At 65.8% G+C, this 16,412-nt stretch carries 15 protein-coding genes; 9 read left to right on the top strand and 6 right to left on the bottom strand.

Annotated elements, in window-relative coordinates; all coding sequences use genetic code 11:
* Nucleotides 1-131 precede the first annotated feature (131 nt).
* Nucleotides 132-884 carry a DUF4190 domain-containing protein gene (locus tag BLU88_RS06670; protein ID WP_231939652.1) on the bottom strand — a complete coding sequence of 251 codons (753 nt, stop codon included), beginning with the start codon at nucleotides 882-884 and terminating at the stop codon, nucleotides 132-134.
* A 267-nt stretch (nucleotides 885-1,151) separates the two neighbouring features.
* Here BLU88_RS06670 and BLU88_RS06665 point away from each other — a divergent pair, with 267 nt between their 5' ends.
* The 4 genes from BLU88_RS06665 to BLU88_RS06650 all read left to right on the top strand — a co-directional run bounded on the left by BLU88_RS06665 (nucleotide 1,152) and on the right by BLU88_RS06650 (nucleotide 5,919).
* Nucleotides 1,152-2,060, top strand: a complete 909-nt coding sequence (locus BLU88_RS06665; protein ID WP_092011558.1) for a phospholipid carrier-dependent glycosyltransferase — start codon at nucleotides 1,152-1,154, stop codon at nucleotides 2,058-2,060.
* On the top strand, nucleotides 2,057-3,148 hold the full coding sequence (locus BLU88_RS06660) for a dolichyl-phosphate-mannose--protein mannosyltransferase (RefSeq protein WP_231939651.1): 1,092 nt from the start codon (nucleotides 2,057-2,059) through the stop codon (nucleotides 3,146-3,148). The genes BLU88_RS06665 and BLU88_RS06660 overlap by 4 nt, the downstream gene beginning before the upstream one ends.
* Nucleotides 3,149-3,580: 432 nt before the next feature.
* Entirely contained in the window at nucleotides 3,581-5,035 is a 1,455-nt protein-coding gene (locus BLU88_RS06655) for an acylneuraminate cytidylyltransferase (RefSeq protein WP_092017254.1), read from the top strand.
* On the top strand, nucleotides 5,032-5,919 hold the full coding sequence (locus BLU88_RS06650; protein ID WP_092011555.1) for an N-acetylneuraminate synthase family protein: 888 nt from the start codon (nucleotides 5,032-5,034) through the stop codon (nucleotides 5,917-5,919). Before BLU88_RS06655 ends, BLU88_RS06650 begins: the two co-directional genes overlap by 4 nt.
* Before the next feature lie 142 nt (nucleotides 5,920-6,061).
* On the opposite strand, the gene BLU88_RS06645 is transcribed toward BLU88_RS06650, so the two are convergent.
* The gene (locus tag BLU88_RS06645) at nucleotides 6,062-7,831 is read right to left on the bottom strand and encodes a polysaccharide pyruvyl transferase family protein (protein ID WP_092011552.1); all 1,770 of its coding nucleotides are present in this window, start codon (nucleotides 7,829-7,831) and stop codon (nucleotides 6,062-6,064) included.
* Nucleotides 7,832-7,973: 142 nt separating this feature from the next.
* Here BLU88_RS06645 and BLU88_RS06640 point away from each other — a divergent pair, with 142 nt between their 5' ends.
* Genes BLU88_RS06640 through BLU88_RS06625 form a run of 4 tightly spaced genes read left to right on the top strand, consistent with a single transcriptional unit; the run spans nucleotide 7,974 to nucleotide 12,780 of the window.
* Nucleotides 7,974-8,945, top strand: coding sequence for a glycosyltransferase family 2 protein (locus BLU88_RS06640; protein ID WP_092011549.1), 972 nt, complete (start codon nucleotides 7,974-7,976; stop codon nucleotides 8,943-8,945).
* A complete protein-coding gene (locus BLU88_RS06635) occupies nucleotides 8,945-10,399 on the top strand; it encodes a polysialyltransferase family glycosyltransferase (RefSeq protein WP_092011546.1) in 1,455 nt (484 codons plus the stop codon). The genes BLU88_RS06640 and BLU88_RS06635 overlap by 1 nt, the downstream gene beginning before the upstream one ends.
* On the top strand, nucleotides 10,392-11,507 hold the full coding sequence (locus BLU88_RS06630) for a hypothetical protein (protein ID WP_231939650.1): 1,116 nt from the start codon (nucleotides 10,392-10,394) through the stop codon (nucleotides 11,505-11,507). Before BLU88_RS06635 ends, BLU88_RS06630 begins: the two co-directional genes overlap by 8 nt.
* The gene (locus tag BLU88_RS06625; RefSeq protein WP_231939649.1) at nucleotides 11,494-12,780 is read left to right on the top strand and encodes a DUF6716 putative glycosyltransferase; all 1,287 of its coding nucleotides are present in this window, start codon (nucleotides 11,494-11,496) and stop codon (nucleotides 12,778-12,780) included. The genes BLU88_RS06630 and BLU88_RS06625 overlap by 14 nt, the downstream gene beginning before the upstream one ends.
* Nucleotides 12,781-13,061: 281 nt before the next feature.
* Here the strand turns inward: BLU88_RS06625 and BLU88_RS06620 are convergent, their stop codons facing one another.
* The 4 genes from BLU88_RS06620 to BLU88_RS06605 are packed head-to-tail and all read right to left on the bottom strand — an operon-like array spanning nucleotide 13,062 to nucleotide 15,517.
* Nucleotides 13,062-13,613 (bottom strand): hypothetical protein, encoded by a 552-nt coding sequence (locus BLU88_RS06620; RefSeq protein ID WP_092011543.1) that lies wholly within the window; start codon nucleotides 13,611-13,613, stop codon nucleotides 13,062-13,064.
* The gene (locus BLU88_RS06615; RefSeq protein ID WP_197678203.1) at nucleotides 13,610-14,194 is read right to left on the bottom strand and encodes a signal peptidase I; all 585 of its coding nucleotides are present in this window, start codon (nucleotides 14,192-14,194) and stop codon (nucleotides 13,610-13,612) included. Before BLU88_RS06615 ends, BLU88_RS06620 begins: the two co-directional genes overlap by 4 nt.
* Nucleotides 14,195-14,231: 37 nt before the next feature.
* A complete protein-coding gene (locus BLU88_RS06610) occupies nucleotides 14,232-14,888 on the bottom strand; it encodes a SipW-dependent-type signal peptide-containing protein (RefSeq protein ID WP_157689011.1) in 657 nt (218 codons plus the stop codon).
* Entirely contained in the window at nucleotides 14,885-15,517 is a 633-nt protein-coding gene (locus tag BLU88_RS06605) for a SipW-dependent-type signal peptide-containing protein (protein ID WP_092011537.1), read from the bottom strand. Before BLU88_RS06605 ends, BLU88_RS06610 begins: the two co-directional genes overlap by 4 nt.
* Before the next feature lie 188 nt (nucleotides 15,518-15,705).
* Here BLU88_RS06605 and BLU88_RS06600 point away from each other — a divergent pair, with 188 nt between their 5' ends.
* The gene (locus BLU88_RS06600; RefSeq protein ID WP_092017246.1) at nucleotides 15,706-16,395 is read left to right on the top strand and encodes a response regulator transcription factor; all 690 of its coding nucleotides are present in this window, start codon (nucleotides 15,706-15,708) and stop codon (nucleotides 16,393-16,395) included.
* Nucleotides 16,396-16,412 lie beyond the last annotated feature (17 nt).

Here is a 16,412-nt window from a genome sequence, read left to right as displayed (position 1 = left end):
GAATCGTGTTGCAGTCCTGCACCACAGGTTGCAGAATCCCCTCGCCGAGGCGACCCGACCGTCTCGAAACCGCGTGACCTCGGCAGTCGTGTGAGGTCACCCGGGGCAGTGCCGATGTCACGCGGGGCAGCTCAGTAGCTGCTCATCATGCCCAAGAAGCCGATGCCGAGGAAGCCGATCACGACGATCGCCATGATGAGTCCCAGGGCGATGGTCACGTAGCCGATGATGAGGCCGGCGATCGCCTGTCCGCGGCCTTCTTCGCCGGTGCGTTTGATCTGGCCGAGGCCGACATGGCCGAATATGACGGCAAGGACCGGTGCGATCCACAGGAGCATCGCGATGATGCTGAAGATGACGCCGATGAACGGAATCATCGACAGCAGACCGCAGACGAATCCGCCGCCGATTCCGGCGATGCCCATCCACATCGACCACACGGCCATCTTGTTGGGTGCGGGCCGGACGAATACCGGCTGCGCGCCGTAGGTCATCGGCTGGCTGTACGCGCTCGGCTGGCTGTAGGCGTCGTAAGCGCCGGGCTGGCTGTAACCACCCGACTGGCTGTAGGCATCGTAGACGTTCGGCTGGCTGTACGCGCCGGGCTGGCTGTAACCGCCGGACTGTCCGTACGCGTTCTGCTGTCCGTACGACTGTCCCTGCGAATACTGCCCGGCACCCGCCCCGTACTGTCCTGCACCGGAACCGTACTGCCCGGCACCGGATCCATACTGACCAGCACCAGCCCCATACTGCCCAGCTCCTGATCCGGACTGGCCCGATTGTCCCTGTCCGTGCTGAGGCTGGGATCCATAGTTGTTGTTGAACTGCTGCGAGCCGACCTGGGGAGGATCGCTCGGGCGGTAGTTGGGGTTGTTCGACACGTTGCGCACCATTTTCGCTCGGACTCCGGATGTCTCCCACTACTCTAGTGATGCACGCTGCCGAATGCCCAAGAATCCTGCTCAAGGTGCCGAACCTCATGCAGAGTCGGCCATCCGACCGCCGCCAGCCTGCCCCGCAGCCGCCGCAAACCCACCCGGCACACCCTCGCTCCCCACCTCCCCTGCCAGTCCGCACCTCCACTACCGCTCCCTTCCCTGCGGGTCGCATGAGAGCCCCGCCCGCCGAGATCTCTAAACTGGACTTCGATGACACACACCGCAGACTCCCCGGCCCCCGCCAGGCGCATCACCCGCGAGCGCCTGGCGCGGAAACGCGAAAAAGTGCGAGCCGGCGCCGCTGCGATGCGTCGCGAGACCTTCCATGCCGGCATGTGGGCCACCCGTGCGCCAGTGTGGATGTGGCCCGCCCTACTCGTCATCACCGGAATCGGTGCGGCCCTGCGACTCTTCCGCCTCAACTTCCCGCACCGCCTGATCTTCGACGAAACCTATTACGTCAAGGACGGCTATTCGGTCTTCAACTTCGGCTACGAACGTTCCTGGCCAGATAAGGCCGACGACTCCTTCAACGCCGGCGACCCCAGCGTCATCGAACCCGCCCCCGAATACGTCGTCCACCCTCCCTTAGGCAAATGGCTCATCGGGTGGGGCATCGACTTCTTCGGTGCCGACGATTCGTTCGGGTGGCGCTTCACCGTGGCGATCATCGGCACCCTGACGATCTTCCTCCTCGGCGTCATCGCGTGGAAGCTCTTCCGCTCGGCGTTCTTCGCCTGTGTCGCGGCCGGTCTGCTCGCCGTCGACGGCGAGCACTTCGTCCACTCCCGCACGAGCCTGCTCGACATAGTCCTCATGGCCTTCGTCCTCCTCGCGTTCTACTTCATCCTCCTCGACCGCGAGCAGGTGACGAAGCGCCTGGCCACCTGGACCCGATCGACGACGAATCCCCCGTCCCCATCCACTCCCGCAGAGGCGGCTTCGACGACCACGTCTTCCCTCGCCGAGGCGACCGCCACCGCTCCCGCCGACCCCGACGAGGCCCCCGAACCTTCCCGACCGAACTCAGAGAGTCGTTGTCCTCCACCCCCGTCACCGAGGCGGCCCCACCCACCGCGGCAGCCCGACGTCGGCGTCGGACCAAGTCCAGGGACGTGATCAACTTCGGGCCCCGCCTCGGCGTGCGTCCCTGGATCTTCGCCGCGGGTATCAGCCTCGGCCTGGCTACGGGAGTGAAGTGGTCGGGTCTGTACGCGCTGGCGGCGTTCGGAATTCTGCTCGTCCTGTGGGATGTGCATTCGCGTCATCGGGCCGGGGTCGTGCATCCGTGGCTGGGCATGTTCATCCGCGACAGCATCCCTTCGTTCCTCAAGCTCGTGCCGATCGCACTCGTGACCTATGTGGCGTGCTGGACCGGATGGATCCGGTCGGACGGCGCGTGGGATCGGCAGTGGGCTGCGGAGAATTTCGGCTGGTGGCGTGCGCTGCCGGAGTGGTTGGACTGGCTGCCGTCGCTGGCGCACTACCATTACACGGCGTATTCGTTCCACGTCGGACTGGACTCGGAGCATCCGTACATGTCGAATCCGTGGGGTTGGATCGTGCAGTGGAGGCCGACCTCGTTCTACTACGAGTCCTTCGACAAGGGCGAGATGGGCTGCACGGTCGCGAAGTGCTCCTCGGCGATCACCTCGGTGGGCAACCCCGTGATCTGGGGCTTGGCCGCTGTGGCTGTGCTCGTCTGCCTCATCGTGTGGATCATCCGCCGGGACGTCCGCCCGGCCGTCATCCTCGCCGGCCTCGCAGCGACCTGGCTGCCGTGGTTCGCCTACCAGGAGCGGACGATCTTCACCTTCTACACGATCGTCATGGTGCCTTTCGTGGTGCTGGCAGTGACGTACTGCCTGACCCTCGTCTGGGGCCGGGTGCCCGATCGCGGTCGCTCGGTCAGCGGGGCCGGAGAGACTGTCAGCAACTTCGGCGGCAGTCGCGCTGCTGAAGGTGCGGCTTCTGTTGATACCGCCCCATCGGGTTCCTCAGGCTCAGGCGACTCCACTGCACTTGTCCGCTCGAGCAGGCAACGGTTCGCCCGGATCTCGGCCGCGCTGTTCGCCAGGCGGCTGAGCGTCGGCCTCGTCCTCGTCGCAGCGATCCTCGCTTTCGCCTACTTCTGGCCGATCTACACCGGCGAGGTCATCCCGTTCTCGGCCTGGAACAACCGCATGTGGAACATCACCTGGCGCTGACCGGCTTCACCAGCGGGCCGACCGCCGGGCGGCGTCGCTCGGTGAGTGACCACATTTCGTACACTCGCTGCCACTTTGCGTTCACTTGTGACCACTTCGCGTACAACCACGACCACTCTGCGTGCGACACATCAGGACGCGTCCTGATGATTTGAACCAAATGTGGTCCGGGAGCTGTCCGACCCGCCATCACTCGGGCTCACGGACTGCGTGCAGCCATCTACCGGACCGCCCCCGCCGGCCACCCATAACCCGCTCCCGCTCAGCCACCCACGGACCCCACCAGGGCATCCGTCACGGGTTCGCCATCGAAGGGTCGCTTCGGCGACATGGCGTGTTCACCTTGAGGTAACACCCCGTCGTTAGCGTCGAATCATTGTGAATGACCAATCGACGACCTACGAACCCAACGCAACCGAGTTTCAGTCAGAAATGAAGCCGGATGCGCGCAACACCGTGGCCGCGAATCAGGCGGCAGAAAGCCCCACCGCACCAACTGGTTCCACCCCAAGCACCACTTCCCACAACGCCTCCCCCACTCCCCACCGCACCGTCGCGATCATTCCCGCGCGCGGAGGATCCAAGGGCATCCCGCTGAAGAACCTGCAGAAGGTCGCCGGAATCTCCCTGCTCGCCCGCGCCATCAATGCCGCCCAGGCCAGCCCCAGCATCGACCGCGTGATCGTCTCGACCGACCACGACGGAATCGCAGCCGAAGCCCTGCGCGCCGGCGCCGAGGTGGCCCACCGCCCCGCCGAGATCGCCGGCGACACCGCCACCAGCGAATCCGCACTCATCCACACACTGTCGACCCTCGACGAGGACTTCGACATCACCGTGTTCATGCAGTGCACCTCCCCGTTCATCGACTCCGCCTCGATCGAGAACGCGGTGCGCACGGTCCGCGACGGCGACGCCGATGTCGTCTTCTCCGCCGTCGAAGACCACTCCTTCCTGTGGCGCCTCGACGACGACATCCACGCCGTGGCCGTCGGCCACGAAGCCAGCTTCCGCCCGCGCCGCCAGGACCGCGCCAAGCACTTCAACGAAACCGGCGCGTTCTACGTCATGCGCACCTCCGGCCTCATCGAACACGAGCACCGCTTCTTCGGCCGCATCGGCATCGAAGAGGTCCCGCCCGAGCACGCCCGCGAGATCGACGACATGTCCGACCTCACCCTCGTCCGCGCCATCGCCTCGACGCAGGAGACCGCGCAGGTCATCGACGTCGACGCCCTGGTCACCGACTTCGACGGCGTCCACACCGACGACGGCGCCTACGTCGACGAAGACGGAAACGAACAGGTCCGCGTCCACCGCGGCGACGGCATGGGCGTCTCCCGCCTCGTGAAGTCCGGGGTGCCCATGATGATCCTGTCGAAGGAACGCAACCCGGTCGTCACCCGCCGCGCGGAGAAGCTGGGCGTCGATGTCGCCCAGGGAATCGATAACAAGGCCAGCATCCTCGACGCGTGGATCACCGCCAACGACCTCGACCCGGCCCGCGTGGCCTACGTCGGCAACGACATCAACGACCTCGAGGCCTTCGACGTCGTCGGCTGGCCCATCGCCGTCGCCGATGCCCACCCGCGGGTCCTCGCTGCCGCCCGCGTCATCCTCGACCGGCCCGGCGGCCGGGGTGCGGTGCGAGAGGTCTGCGACCTCATCCCGATCCCCGCCGAGGCGGCCGAACCACTTCCGAATCCGACCCTGACCTCACTGCGGTCGCCCACCGGACACCCATCGACCTTGGCCGGCCACCAGTCGGCGGCCATGTCCGGCCACGCATCCGCCTTCCCCGACCAGCAACCGTCCATCCCGCGGCACCAGCCGCAGTTCACCAACCGCGCGGATGTTTCGCGTGCCAACCGAAAGCAGGTTTCATGACTGATCAACTCGCCCCCGTGGCCATCGGAGAACACCTCGTCGGCCCGAACCAGCCCGTGTACATGATCGGTGAGATCGGCATCAACCACAACGGCGACGTCGACATCGCCAAGCAGCTCATGGATGTCGCCGTCACCGCCGGTGCGCAGGCAGTGAAGTTCCAGAAGCGCAACCCCGAGGTGGCCGTCCCCGAACACCAGAAGTCGAAGATGCGCTCGACCCCATGGGGCGAGATGACCTACATCGACTACAAGCACCGCGTCGAGTTCGGCATCGAAGAGTATGCCGAGATCGACCGCTACGCCAAGGAAGTCGGACTCCAGTGGTTCGCCTCCCCGTGGGACACCGACTCCGTCGACTTCCTCGAGAACGAATTCGATGCACTGACTTATAAAGTGGCCTCGGCCTCGCTGACGGATCTCACACTGCTGCGCGCGATCGCCGCCACCGGCAAGCCCGTCCTCTGCTCCTCGGGTATGTCCGACTGGGAGACCCTGGATCGGGCCGTCGAGGTCTTCGATCCCGCCTTGCTCGTGCTCATGCACGCCACCTCCACGTACCCGCTGCCGCCCGAAGAGGTCAACCTCAAGGCGATCCCGGCCATGCGCGAACGCTACGGAGTCCCCGTCGGCTACTCCGGACACGAGCTCGGGCTCGAGATCTCGTTCGCCGCAGCCGCACTGGGCGCCGTGACCATCGAACGCCACATCACCCTCGATTCCTCCATGTGGGGATCCGACCAGTCCGCATCGATGGAACCGCGCGAGTTCGCCTCCCTCGTCAAGGGCGTCCGCGTCCTCGAAACCGCGTTCGGCGACGGACAGAAGCGCGTCATGCCGGGCGAGGAGTCGAAGATCGATTCCCTGCGCAAGGTCACTGCCTGATCCGCAGCAGACACCGGGCCCGACCCCGGACCTGAGCGCTGAGTCGGCGCCATCACCTCACCGAGGTGGTGGCGCCGTTTCGCTGTTCCCGCACCGAGGCGGCGCAACCCGACCGTATCCCCTCACCGAGGCGACCAGGTCGTCAACGTCGAAAATGACGTTTCAGCCGGCGGAGTCTCCACCGGATTCCGTGCCGAACCTTGTCGGCGAGCACACGTGCCTCCTCCCTCGCAGTGCGGCTGTTCGCGGCTTCGAGGTCCCGCGCGTTGCGTGCCGCTTCGTCGGACAGCTGGGCGATCCGCTTGTCCCGCTCTTCAGATTCACTGCGCTGCCGTTCGGCCTCGGCCAGTGCGTCATCGCGTTCTGATTCGAGGGCGTTCAGTCTTGTCTCCGTTCGTGCCTGGATCTCACCCATGGTTCGATCGTGGTCGCGGCGAGACCGGATGAGCTCCCGATCGGCTCGAGCCAGGGCACGGGTCTGCTGAGCCGCAACCTCCTCGGATTCGGCGATGGCCGCAACATGGAACTCTTCGGCCAGGATATCTTCGGCCAAGCGCAGTCGTGACTCCCCTGTCCGGCGCTCAATGGCGGTACCCCGTTGTGGCCCGTCATCGGACGGAGGATCCGAGGAGTCCGTGTCCGGGAGCTCACCCGAACCGGCCATCGGCGACCCGACTGAGCCCGCCCCTACATGCGAGCACACCGAGTCGCTGATCCCCTCGAGGTTGTCCGCGGTGATGTCGGCGAATCGGGCACGGGTCTCTGCCAGGTCGACTTGCAGATCGGGACCGCGAGAATACGCGTCCTCGAGTGCCGCGACCATCCTGTCCGCCAGGGCGTCCGCTGCTTCGACGCGGTCCCCGTCAGAGCTGACGCCCTCCGCCGCTTCAAAGCGGTCGCCGTCAGAATGGGCAGCCTCGGCAGCATCCGCACTCATCCCGTCCGCACCGACGGGCACCACGAACTCCGGGTGACCGATATCGGTGGCGAAGTAGCCGAGCTTCGCATGCAGATCCACGGAGATCGGAATGGACCCGACCCCGAACGGGATCATCTGCGCATGCCCACGCCCGCCGAGCACATACGGCACGGACGAGAAGAACTCGACGCCGGAGAAGAACCCGACATCATGACCGTACAGTCGCACCGCTTCGACACCGGCCACCTCGGCGACAATCCGGCGGGAGACCTGCGCATCATCGGGATGGAACGGAGTGCTCAGCACCCTCCACCCCTGGGCCACGAGGATTCGAGCGGCACGCACGGTCGCCTCGTGGATGGTGTCAGCGTCGAATCCGGCGGCGATCTGCCGCGGGTGGACGAGCATCTGGATGGCCACGGTCTTCTGCTTCGGGTCCGGTCGCCTGCCGGCCAAGGGCGCATACAGGTGGTCGAGGATCGTCGTCGGGCAGGGTTGGAAGGCGATGCGATCCTGCCTGCCCAGCAGTGCTCCGATCGTCGACATGCTCCCGGTGTTGCGCAGCCCGAAGAACGCCGACTGGTCGAGCACCTGGCTCACATGGGAGCGCATGAGGTCATCGAACTCCGGCTGCCCGGGGAACCTGTTGTCACCGAGCGCATAGACGATGAGGGGAACCTCGAGGGCACCGAGCGCCTCGGTCGAGATCTTCCACTGCCATCCGGACAGACGATTCGGATTCGTATCCTGGAGGAACAGCCCTCCCCCGCCGATGACAACGGCATCGGCGGTGGCGTTGATCCGGGCCACGGCCGCCTCGTCGACTTCGCGACGCAGCGCCGCCGCCGAGGCGAACGTGAAGTTCGGCTCCCCACTGACCCCGTCCGTACCGCCCAGGACGCGGAAGGCGTCCCTGACGACAGGGAAAAGGGCCTTATCGCCGAAGTTGCCCCAGGTCGGGATGTCGAAGTGGAAGAGTCTCAGGCTCCGCATCGGCCAAGACTAAAGGCGGCGGACGAACTCCGGATGAACGACGGTGAACATTCCCGGACACCTCTACGCAACTTTCTGTTCTCCTCTCACCCCTACGATCGATCGGACGCGCACAGCAACCGAGAACACGCGGAAGGACCACATGCCCCAACCAGTCGTCAGCGTCGTCATCGCGGCGAAGAACGCCGAGGAGACGATCGGCGGAAGTCTTACGAGTCTGGTCAACCAGAACTTCGCCGCCAGCGAACTCGAGGTCATCGTCGTCAACGACGGCTCGACCGATGACACGGCCGGGGTGATCGCCGACTATTCCGCTCGGCTCAATCTCATCGAGATCCACAACGCGGAATCACGCGGGGTCTCCACCGCCCGCAATGCGGCGCTCGAAGCCTCGACCGGTGCCAATATCACCTACCTCGACGCCGACGACTGGTACGCCCCGGGTCACCTGCGCTCGCTCACCGACGCCATCACCGGACTCGGCGTGGACTTCGTGAAGACGAACTACCTCATCGTCAACGGCTTCAACCGGAAGCTGCGCCGCGCACCGTGCGCTGAACACAACACGGCCCTGAACCCGCGGGATCACATCCTGCCCCACGACGCCTCGACGATGGTCGACTTCCCGGAATGCTGGACGGGCATCTACTCCCGGTCCATGGCCGATCGCGGACTGCTCGAATTCAACCCGTCACTGCGCACCTGCGAGGACCGTCCCTGGACGTGGCGCCACCACCTCGAAGCCGATTCCTTCGCCGTCGTCGACACGGCGGGGCTGTGCTACCGGAAGGGCAGCACCACCTCGTTGACGGCGATATTCGACGAACGTCAGCTCGACTTCATCCCCGCCTTCCGCTCGGTCTTCGCGATGCTCGAGGCCACCCCTGACAACCGCGACTTCGAACAGAAGGCCGTGCGCAACTTCCTCTCCATCCTCTACTTCCAGATCTTCAACCGGGGATCGTCGATGTCGCGGACCGTGCGCGAACAGCTCAACCTCGGCGCGGTGAACACCTTGAAGAACGTCGGCAACGACGTCATCGATCTCGCACTGACGAACTACGGTGAACGCCGACTGCCCGTGATCGAACCGATCGTCAGGAGGGCCCGCTGATGACGCAGATCATCGAGATCTCCACCCAGTACCAGCTCGCGAACATCTCCGCGCTCATCCGGGCGGGCCGCCTCGGCGAGGCGAATGAACGACGGATCCTCGTCGTGGCGAACAACTCCTTCGCCCCCGAGCTCACCCCGGCCGCCGATGCGATGCCCGGGTCGACCGGGCTGTTGGCCGACTTCGATGCAGTCGTGGATTGGAATGCCACGATCTGGCCCAACCATCCGAAGGCCTTCGGCATCTCAGGCGAGCGCGCCCCGATCATGGAACGCGCCCTGCTCCGGGAGTGGGACATCGACGATCCCGAAGAGCTTGAGCTCATCGTCGAATCCCTGCCCAGCCACCCCGCCGGCGCACTCACGCAGATCTTCGCTACGGCCGATATCAGCGTCCATTCCGACGGGCTGATGAGTTACGGGCCGATCCGCAATCCGCTCAGCCTGCCGCAGTGGCAGCGGCTGACAACGATCTACTACACGGATCTGCTGCCCGGCATCACCCCACGTCAGCTGGCCGAACACAACCCGAACCGGGTGGTGCTGCCGACCGCCGATCTCGCTGGGGTCATCGATGAGATGACCGCCGAGGTGGCCGATGAGCTGGCGAGCGCCCACCTCGATGCCCCGATCGAGGGCAGTGCGCTCGTGCTCGGGCAGTACCTCGCACAACTCGACCTCATCACGGCCGACGAAGAGCTCGATCTGCACATGCAGATGCTCGATGTGGTCAAGGCCGCGGGTCTGACCACGGTGATCTTCAAACCGCATCCCACCTCGGCGCGGACGACGACCGGTCCGCTGCGTCGACGCAGCGAGGAGCTCGGCCTCGACTTCGTCCTCGCCGATGTGCCCCTGCTGGCCGAAATCGTCGTCTCCGCCATCCGACCCGAACTCGTCGTCTCCTGCTTCTCGACAGGTCTGGCGACGGCGAAGGGCCTCTTCGGGTGTGAGACCGCGGCCGTCGGGACCACGCAGCTGCTGGACGCGCTCGCTCCGTATCAGAACAGCAACCGCATCCCGCTGACCATCATCGATGCCCTGCACTCTGGTCGGTATTCCCTGACGGACGACCTCGCCGAGGCGGGGGCGTCGTCCCGTGGGGCTGCCGGGTCAGGCGCGGCGGCCAGTGCGGGTACGCGAGCGGGCTCGGCGAAGGACCTCAATCCGCTCATCGATGCGGTCACCTACTGCATGCAGTCGGACTCGGCATCGTATCTGCGGCAGAACGCGGTCGACTTCCTCGTCGGCGCCGTGGGCGGTCCCGATATGAAGTACTTCAAGCGCAAACGACTGACCAAGCTCGATCTGCCTGGGCAGCAGGAGATCCCCCTGCACAGGAAGACCCTCAGTGCTGCCAAGCAGCGGCTGGTCTCGAAGGCGAAGCGCACCCAGCACGTGCTCAAGGACTACGGCATCACCGTCGATCCATCGAAGCTGAGAAAGAATGGCTGAATTGCTGATGGCTGAGAAGACGAAGTCGAACTCGAAGAAGGCCAAGAAGTCGAGTGACACGGCCGTCAAGAACGAGACGGCCGAGAACGGTGCCGACAAGAATGGAGCGGGCAAGAAGAGCACCCGAATGACCTCGGTGGCCTTCGTCGAATCCCCGCTGCAGTTCCTCTCCGCGCTCGAATCCCATGAGCCCACGGAGGACCTGCTCATTCGGGCTCGAGCGAGCGCGAAGGGCATGACGTCCTTCCTCGACGCCTTCGATCCGGCCTGGCTGCCGACGAACGTCCGACTCGAACGGGACGGGGCGAAACCCGGACTGCTGCGCAAGACAGCATTCGATCGGATCTACCTCGGCGATACCTGCTCCGGTCAGGTGCACAAGTCTCTGGCCCTGGCGTATCTGGAGCGTCGCATGCCGGAGGTCGTCATCCTCGACGACGGTCTGGCCACGTATTCGGCGATCGAGATCCTCACTGCCAAGCGCGGTCCCCTCGTCCGTCCCCGGCAGAAGCTCAAGGCTTCGCGCACGGTCATGGCCGCGCACGTCGCCGACCGGCTTCGCCACCTGGCGACGGTCGGCAAACTGCGTTGGCACACCGCTCTGCCGGTGGCGAAGCCGCTGCGCAAGGCGTTCCTCAAGTCCGGTGGCGAGATCACCCGCCACCGGTTCGAACACCTCCAGACCCTGCCCACCGGCGGCAGCCACCCGCGGGACAACCCGGTCATCGGTTCGTCCCTGGCCGCCGACGGACTCATCGACGCCTTCGCCTACAGGGCCTGGGTCGACGACATCATCGAAACCCACGGGTCGATCACGTACTACCCGCATCGGCGTGAGACCGAAGAGTTCCTCGCCGACCTCGGCCGAGATAAGCGGGTACGGATCAAGAACCTCGGGCTGCCGATCGAGCTGCGTCTGATCAACTTGCCGCCGGACTCGACGATCCGCAGCCTGCCGTCGACCGCGGCGGTGTCCCTCGCGGTGCTCAACCCAGATGTGACCATCGACGTCACCGAGATCCCCGCTAAGTGGTGGACCGGGGCCTCACCCGATAGTCTGCGAAAGTCCCTCAACGCCCAGTCGGTCAAGGCAGATGACGATTCCTGAACCAGGCGATCCCCACTACAGCGGGCCGATGCTGCCTCCGTCGCTATCAGTCGCCCCGCCTCGGCGATCGGCCGGGCTCGCCCCGATCCGCATCCTCTCGGTCTCCGACAGCGAGTCGTACCTCAAATGGGCGACGCAGATGTTGTCGTCGTTGCCGGATGTCGAAGGACGTGTGTTCCTCGTCGACAATCCGATCCTGCCGACGGACGAGCAGATCGCCAGCGCCGTCGCCGGCACCGATTGGGAGCACCGCGAGATCCCCGTCATCGCCCGGTCCGACCTCGCCCAGGTCATCGCCGACCACTCCCCCGATATCGTCCTCGGCGCCGCCACCGGTCCGATCGTCGCCCAGGTCTTCCTCACCGCGCACACCCGCACGAACCGGCCGGCGTTGGTCTCGGGGCTGCCCGGGATGGGCCTGCCGGCCAGCGGCAAGGGGATGAACTATCGCCGCCTGATGGATGCGTTCATCGCCCATTCCGCCGCCGAGGTGGCCGCCTACACCGAAGCGAGTACCAAGTCGCAGGTGCCGTGCGAGGTGATGTTGGCGCGACTGCCGATGCTGCGCTCGGAAGGCATTCCGCAGTTGAAGAGCACCACCCCCGAGGCGGCCCCGCACACTCTGGTATTCGCCCCGCAGGCGAAGGTCCCGGCCGAACGAGTCGACCGTGAGGCGATCATCGCTGCCCTGGCCAAGTTCGCCGACAGGAACCCGGACTCGACGGCAGTCGTCAAGATGCGGTCGCGTCCTGGCGAGTTCGAGACCCACCACGAGCAGCATTCCTACTTCGAGATCCTCGAAGACTTCCGCACTCGCAGAATCCCCAGTTCGTCACGCATCGAGCTCGGATACGGCCCCCTCAGCGACTTCCTCACAGAGGGTTCGGCTCTGGTCACAGTGTCCTCGACTGCGGCTCTTGAATCCATCGATCGCGGCATTCCGACCCTGCTCATCTCGGACTTCGGCTTCGACGACGAGCTGCTCAATGAGGTCTTCGAAGACTCGGGTGCCACCGGCACCTTGGCCGATGTCGCTGCCGGAGCGATCGGGTTCCCTGACCCGGAATGGCTGACCGAGAACTACTTCCACCCTGTCGACGGACAGCTGCGCCGTGACCTCGGGCTGGTGGCCACCCGGGCACGGGCCGGTCAGCTGCCGAACCGTCGGGCCGCGCTGCTCAAGCAGAAACGGATGCTGCTCCGTGCCGAGTTGCGCACCGTCACCCCAGCCCCCGTAGTCAGCGCCTACCGCAGGCTGCGCGGCACCCGCTGACACGAGATGCCGGTTGCTGACTCGACGGTGCGGATAGAGAGCGCAGGCAACAGAGCGGACCATTTTCTCCCGCCCAGCGCCACACCCTGACGGCTCGTCCAACAGCCGGCCCTGCCGAACCGATGTCGTGCCCGTCTCACGTCACTTCACGTCAGCCTCGGCATCAGGTTTCAATCCCTCTGCCGTCACGTTCCGTCCCCGCCGTCGGTCCGGGCGATGATGCTTAGTCCTATACCTGATGACGGGCCGGAACGTCATTCACCCGGCCGCCGATCCGTCGATCAGTCAGCGGCCGAGCAGTCTCCGTAGCCCATTCCGAGCCAGTCGAAGCCGATCTTCCATGTGTACCGCACCGGCTGCGAGGTCCACCCGCCCGGGCCCACGGATCGGACGACGACGTCTCCGTTCCATGTGTGATTCCATTCGCCGGTGATTCCCCAGGCGACGGCCGAGGTCGACGCGGGCACCCGTACCGGCTGAGCGTCGGAGATGAGTGGATATCCTTCGGGGGTCGTACCGGTGTCCCACGAGCCGACGGCCTCGTCGGAGGTCAGCGTGACGAGGTACTCGGTCACTTCGAGCCCCTCGCCCGGGGCCGCGAGATGGAGCAGATTCGGGGCGGCGTTGCGCCCTTCGCACCGGGTGTCGGGAATCTCGACGGTCTCGGCCGTCATCGCGATCGACCCGGATTCCTCGGTCATCCATGCGGCGTCAGTCATCCCCACGATGCACTGCTCACCGCCGCCGAATGCCGCGGCTGCGCCGAAGCCCGTGGCCATCGACAGAGCAAAGGCTGCGAGCAGCACCCGACGGAATCGCAGCGAGGCGCTCATCGTCCCTCACCCCGCTCCCTCTTCCGGGGCCACAGACCCCAGACAACGAATCCGGCGGCAGCGACTCCCAACGGAGCGAGCACCGTGGGGCGTCCCAGTGCGGCGATGGTTGAGGCGACACCCGGCACCGAGGTGACGACACGTCCGACCTGCGATACGGCATACGGCGTGGGATCGTTCTCCGCATTGGCATCGCCGCGCAGCGTGAGCAGCCGCTCCTCGGACACCGCCCCCGGTTCCACTGCGACGACTCGGTGAGTCACCGGCAAGGATCCTTCGCCCCGGTCGACCGTGACGACATCGCCGACCCGGACATCAGGGGCATCGACAAGGGCGACGAGTGCGGCAGAACCCGCGGGAATCGTCGGGCTCATCGAGCCGGTGGCGAAGAGCATCACTCGGAAGCCCATCAGCATCGTGAGGACCGCGAGCACTGCGAAGAGCACCCCCGCCGAGGCGGTCACCCACAGCAGCAGATCGCCGAGGATGTGCATCCGCCTGCGCAGCCGGGACCGAGCAGCCTTCGGGGCTTCGGCCGTCGCTTCCCGCCGAGTTCGCGGAGCGGCGTCGAGAGTCGACATCATCGGGTCCTTTCCGATCGTGGTGTGCTTTCCTGATTCAGTTCTGAGTGACAGCGACGGTGAGAACGGCCGTGGCCGCCGCGCCTTGGACATCGTCGCCGGAGTCGGTGCCGCTCGGAGCTGCGATGCGCAGGTCCAGGCACAGTTCGGCGGGATCGCTGCCATGTGCGCCGATCGTCACCTCGGTGTCGCTTCCCGCCGACGAGGATGCCGGCTGGTAACTCTGCGGTCCGCCGACGAGGAGCTCCGAGGCGGGGTCGTCGGCGGCAACCTCACAGTCGCGTCCGTCTCCGACGACGACCCTGTATTCGAGGGCCCGGGCCAGCGCCCCATCGATGTTCACCGCGCTGACTCGGACCGTTCCGCCGCGACTGCTGTCCTCCGAGGTCCGGATGCGGAATGCGCTGTAGTGCGACTGTCCCGCAGCCGGTTCCGAGGCCGTACCGCCCGGCGCGAGACCGGTGATCTCGGCCCCGAGCGAAGCGGGGGAAGCCGCCTCGTGGTGGGTCCATCCGTCACCGGTCCCCTGTGACTGAGTGTCGAAGGTGCCGGCGGCGAAGCTCGCTACGGTGGACTCCTCGTCCTGCCAGGCCGCAAGAGTCGTGCCGGTGATCGCACCGAAGGCGCACCCGCCGATGACGATCGACACAACCGCTGCGGCGGCCCGCGCGTTCGAGCTTCGCCGACCGGTCATAGCGAGTCGACCGACGTGCCGGTGAGGTTCCATGTGACATCGGCGCTCTCACCTTGACCGAGGTCGGAGTCGGCCTTGACCGTCACCTTGAGGAAGACGACGTCACCGAGGGAGCTGACGGAGAACATGTCCTCATGCACATTCGTCGATGTCACCGGCTCGGCGCTGACGAGAGCGCCGCCGACGGGGGTGCCGCCGGAGATGTCGGAGACCCTCTGCACCGAATAGCTGAGATTGTCCGCCGCGCTTCCGGTGGCCTCGACCGCGCCCGACACGGAGGCCGAGTAGGTCGAGGACCGGTCGAGACGGATCGCATAGACCGAGCTCGCCGTATCGGTCGGAGACAGATTCTCAGCCATATCGTCGAACGTGAGGACGAGTGCATCGCCCGCTCCCGAGGTGTCGGTGAAGTTCGCGCCGTCCAGGCTGCTTTCGAGGGCGAAGGACCCGGAGGCGAAGTCACCCTTCGCCGCTTCTCTGTCCGTCCACGCGGCGAGAGTGACGGCCGCGCCGATGCCGAGCACGATTCCGCCGGAGGTGATCGCCAGCAGCTTGCGCCGGCGCCTGCGCGGAGCGGAGGTTCCGTCGGCGGTCATGGTCTGGTCTGTGGTGGGGTACTTCTCGGACATCTCTGCTCCTCGCTCTGACTCTGCTCGCCGGCTGCCTGCCGGTGATTCAAGTGAACCTCCGCGCGCACCGCCCGCCCGCACAATCTGCGTGGAAACTCGTAGAATGACTGGTGGCAGCGTCCGTGTTCAGGGCCGAGACGAGCTGTCGACGGATGCACCGAGACACCGATGGAGGGAATCGCGGATCGATGACTGCCACAACGATCGCTTCGAAGCGCCCGCGCCCCATCCGCGTCAGCATCGTCGAGGACGAGGCATTCATGCGCTCGATGCTCGTCAGGACGGTCGACGAAGCCGAAGATCTGCGAGTTGTCCATGCCGTCGACAGCGTTTCCGCAGCCAGACTCGCGATCAGCGCGCACAGCACCGATGTCGCCCTGCTCGACGTCAACCTCGGCGACGGCAACGGGGTGGCACTGGGACTCGAGCTGCAGCGCAGGGACCCGCGGATCGCGGTGATGCTGCTCTCGAGCCTCGACGTCATGGGACTCTTCCTCTCCGTCCAGGACGAGACGAGCGAACCCTGGAGCTATCTGTCCAAACGGTCGTCGTTCACGAGCAGCGTCCTCGTCGGAGCGATCGCGGCCGCCGCCGACGGTGACGTCGTCATCGATCCGTCGCTCGTCCAGCGATCGACGCCGCGGGCCGGAACCGAGGTCGCCGGGCTGACGAAGGCCCAATTCGAGGTCCTCCGGCTGGTCGCGGAGGGCCTGTCGAACGAAGCAGTGGCGGGGCGCCTCCACATCTCCGAGAGATCGGTCGAAAGTCACCTGCTCTCGATCTACCGCCGTCTCGGGATCGAGAAGGCGGGCACCAACCGTCGGGTCCACGCGGTGCTGGCGTTCCTCGAGCAGACGGGTCGCTCATGGCGCAGATGACGACAGGCTCGCCTGGG

Origin of the sequence: Brevibacterium siliguriense, assembly GCF_900105315.1 — a bacterium.
GTDB lineage: Bacteria > Actinomycetota > Actinomycetes > Actinomycetales > Brevibacteriaceae > Brevibacterium > Brevibacterium siliguriense.
Note: the sequence above shows the minus strand (reverse complement) of the source record. Positions and strands in the feature narration are given on the sequence as shown.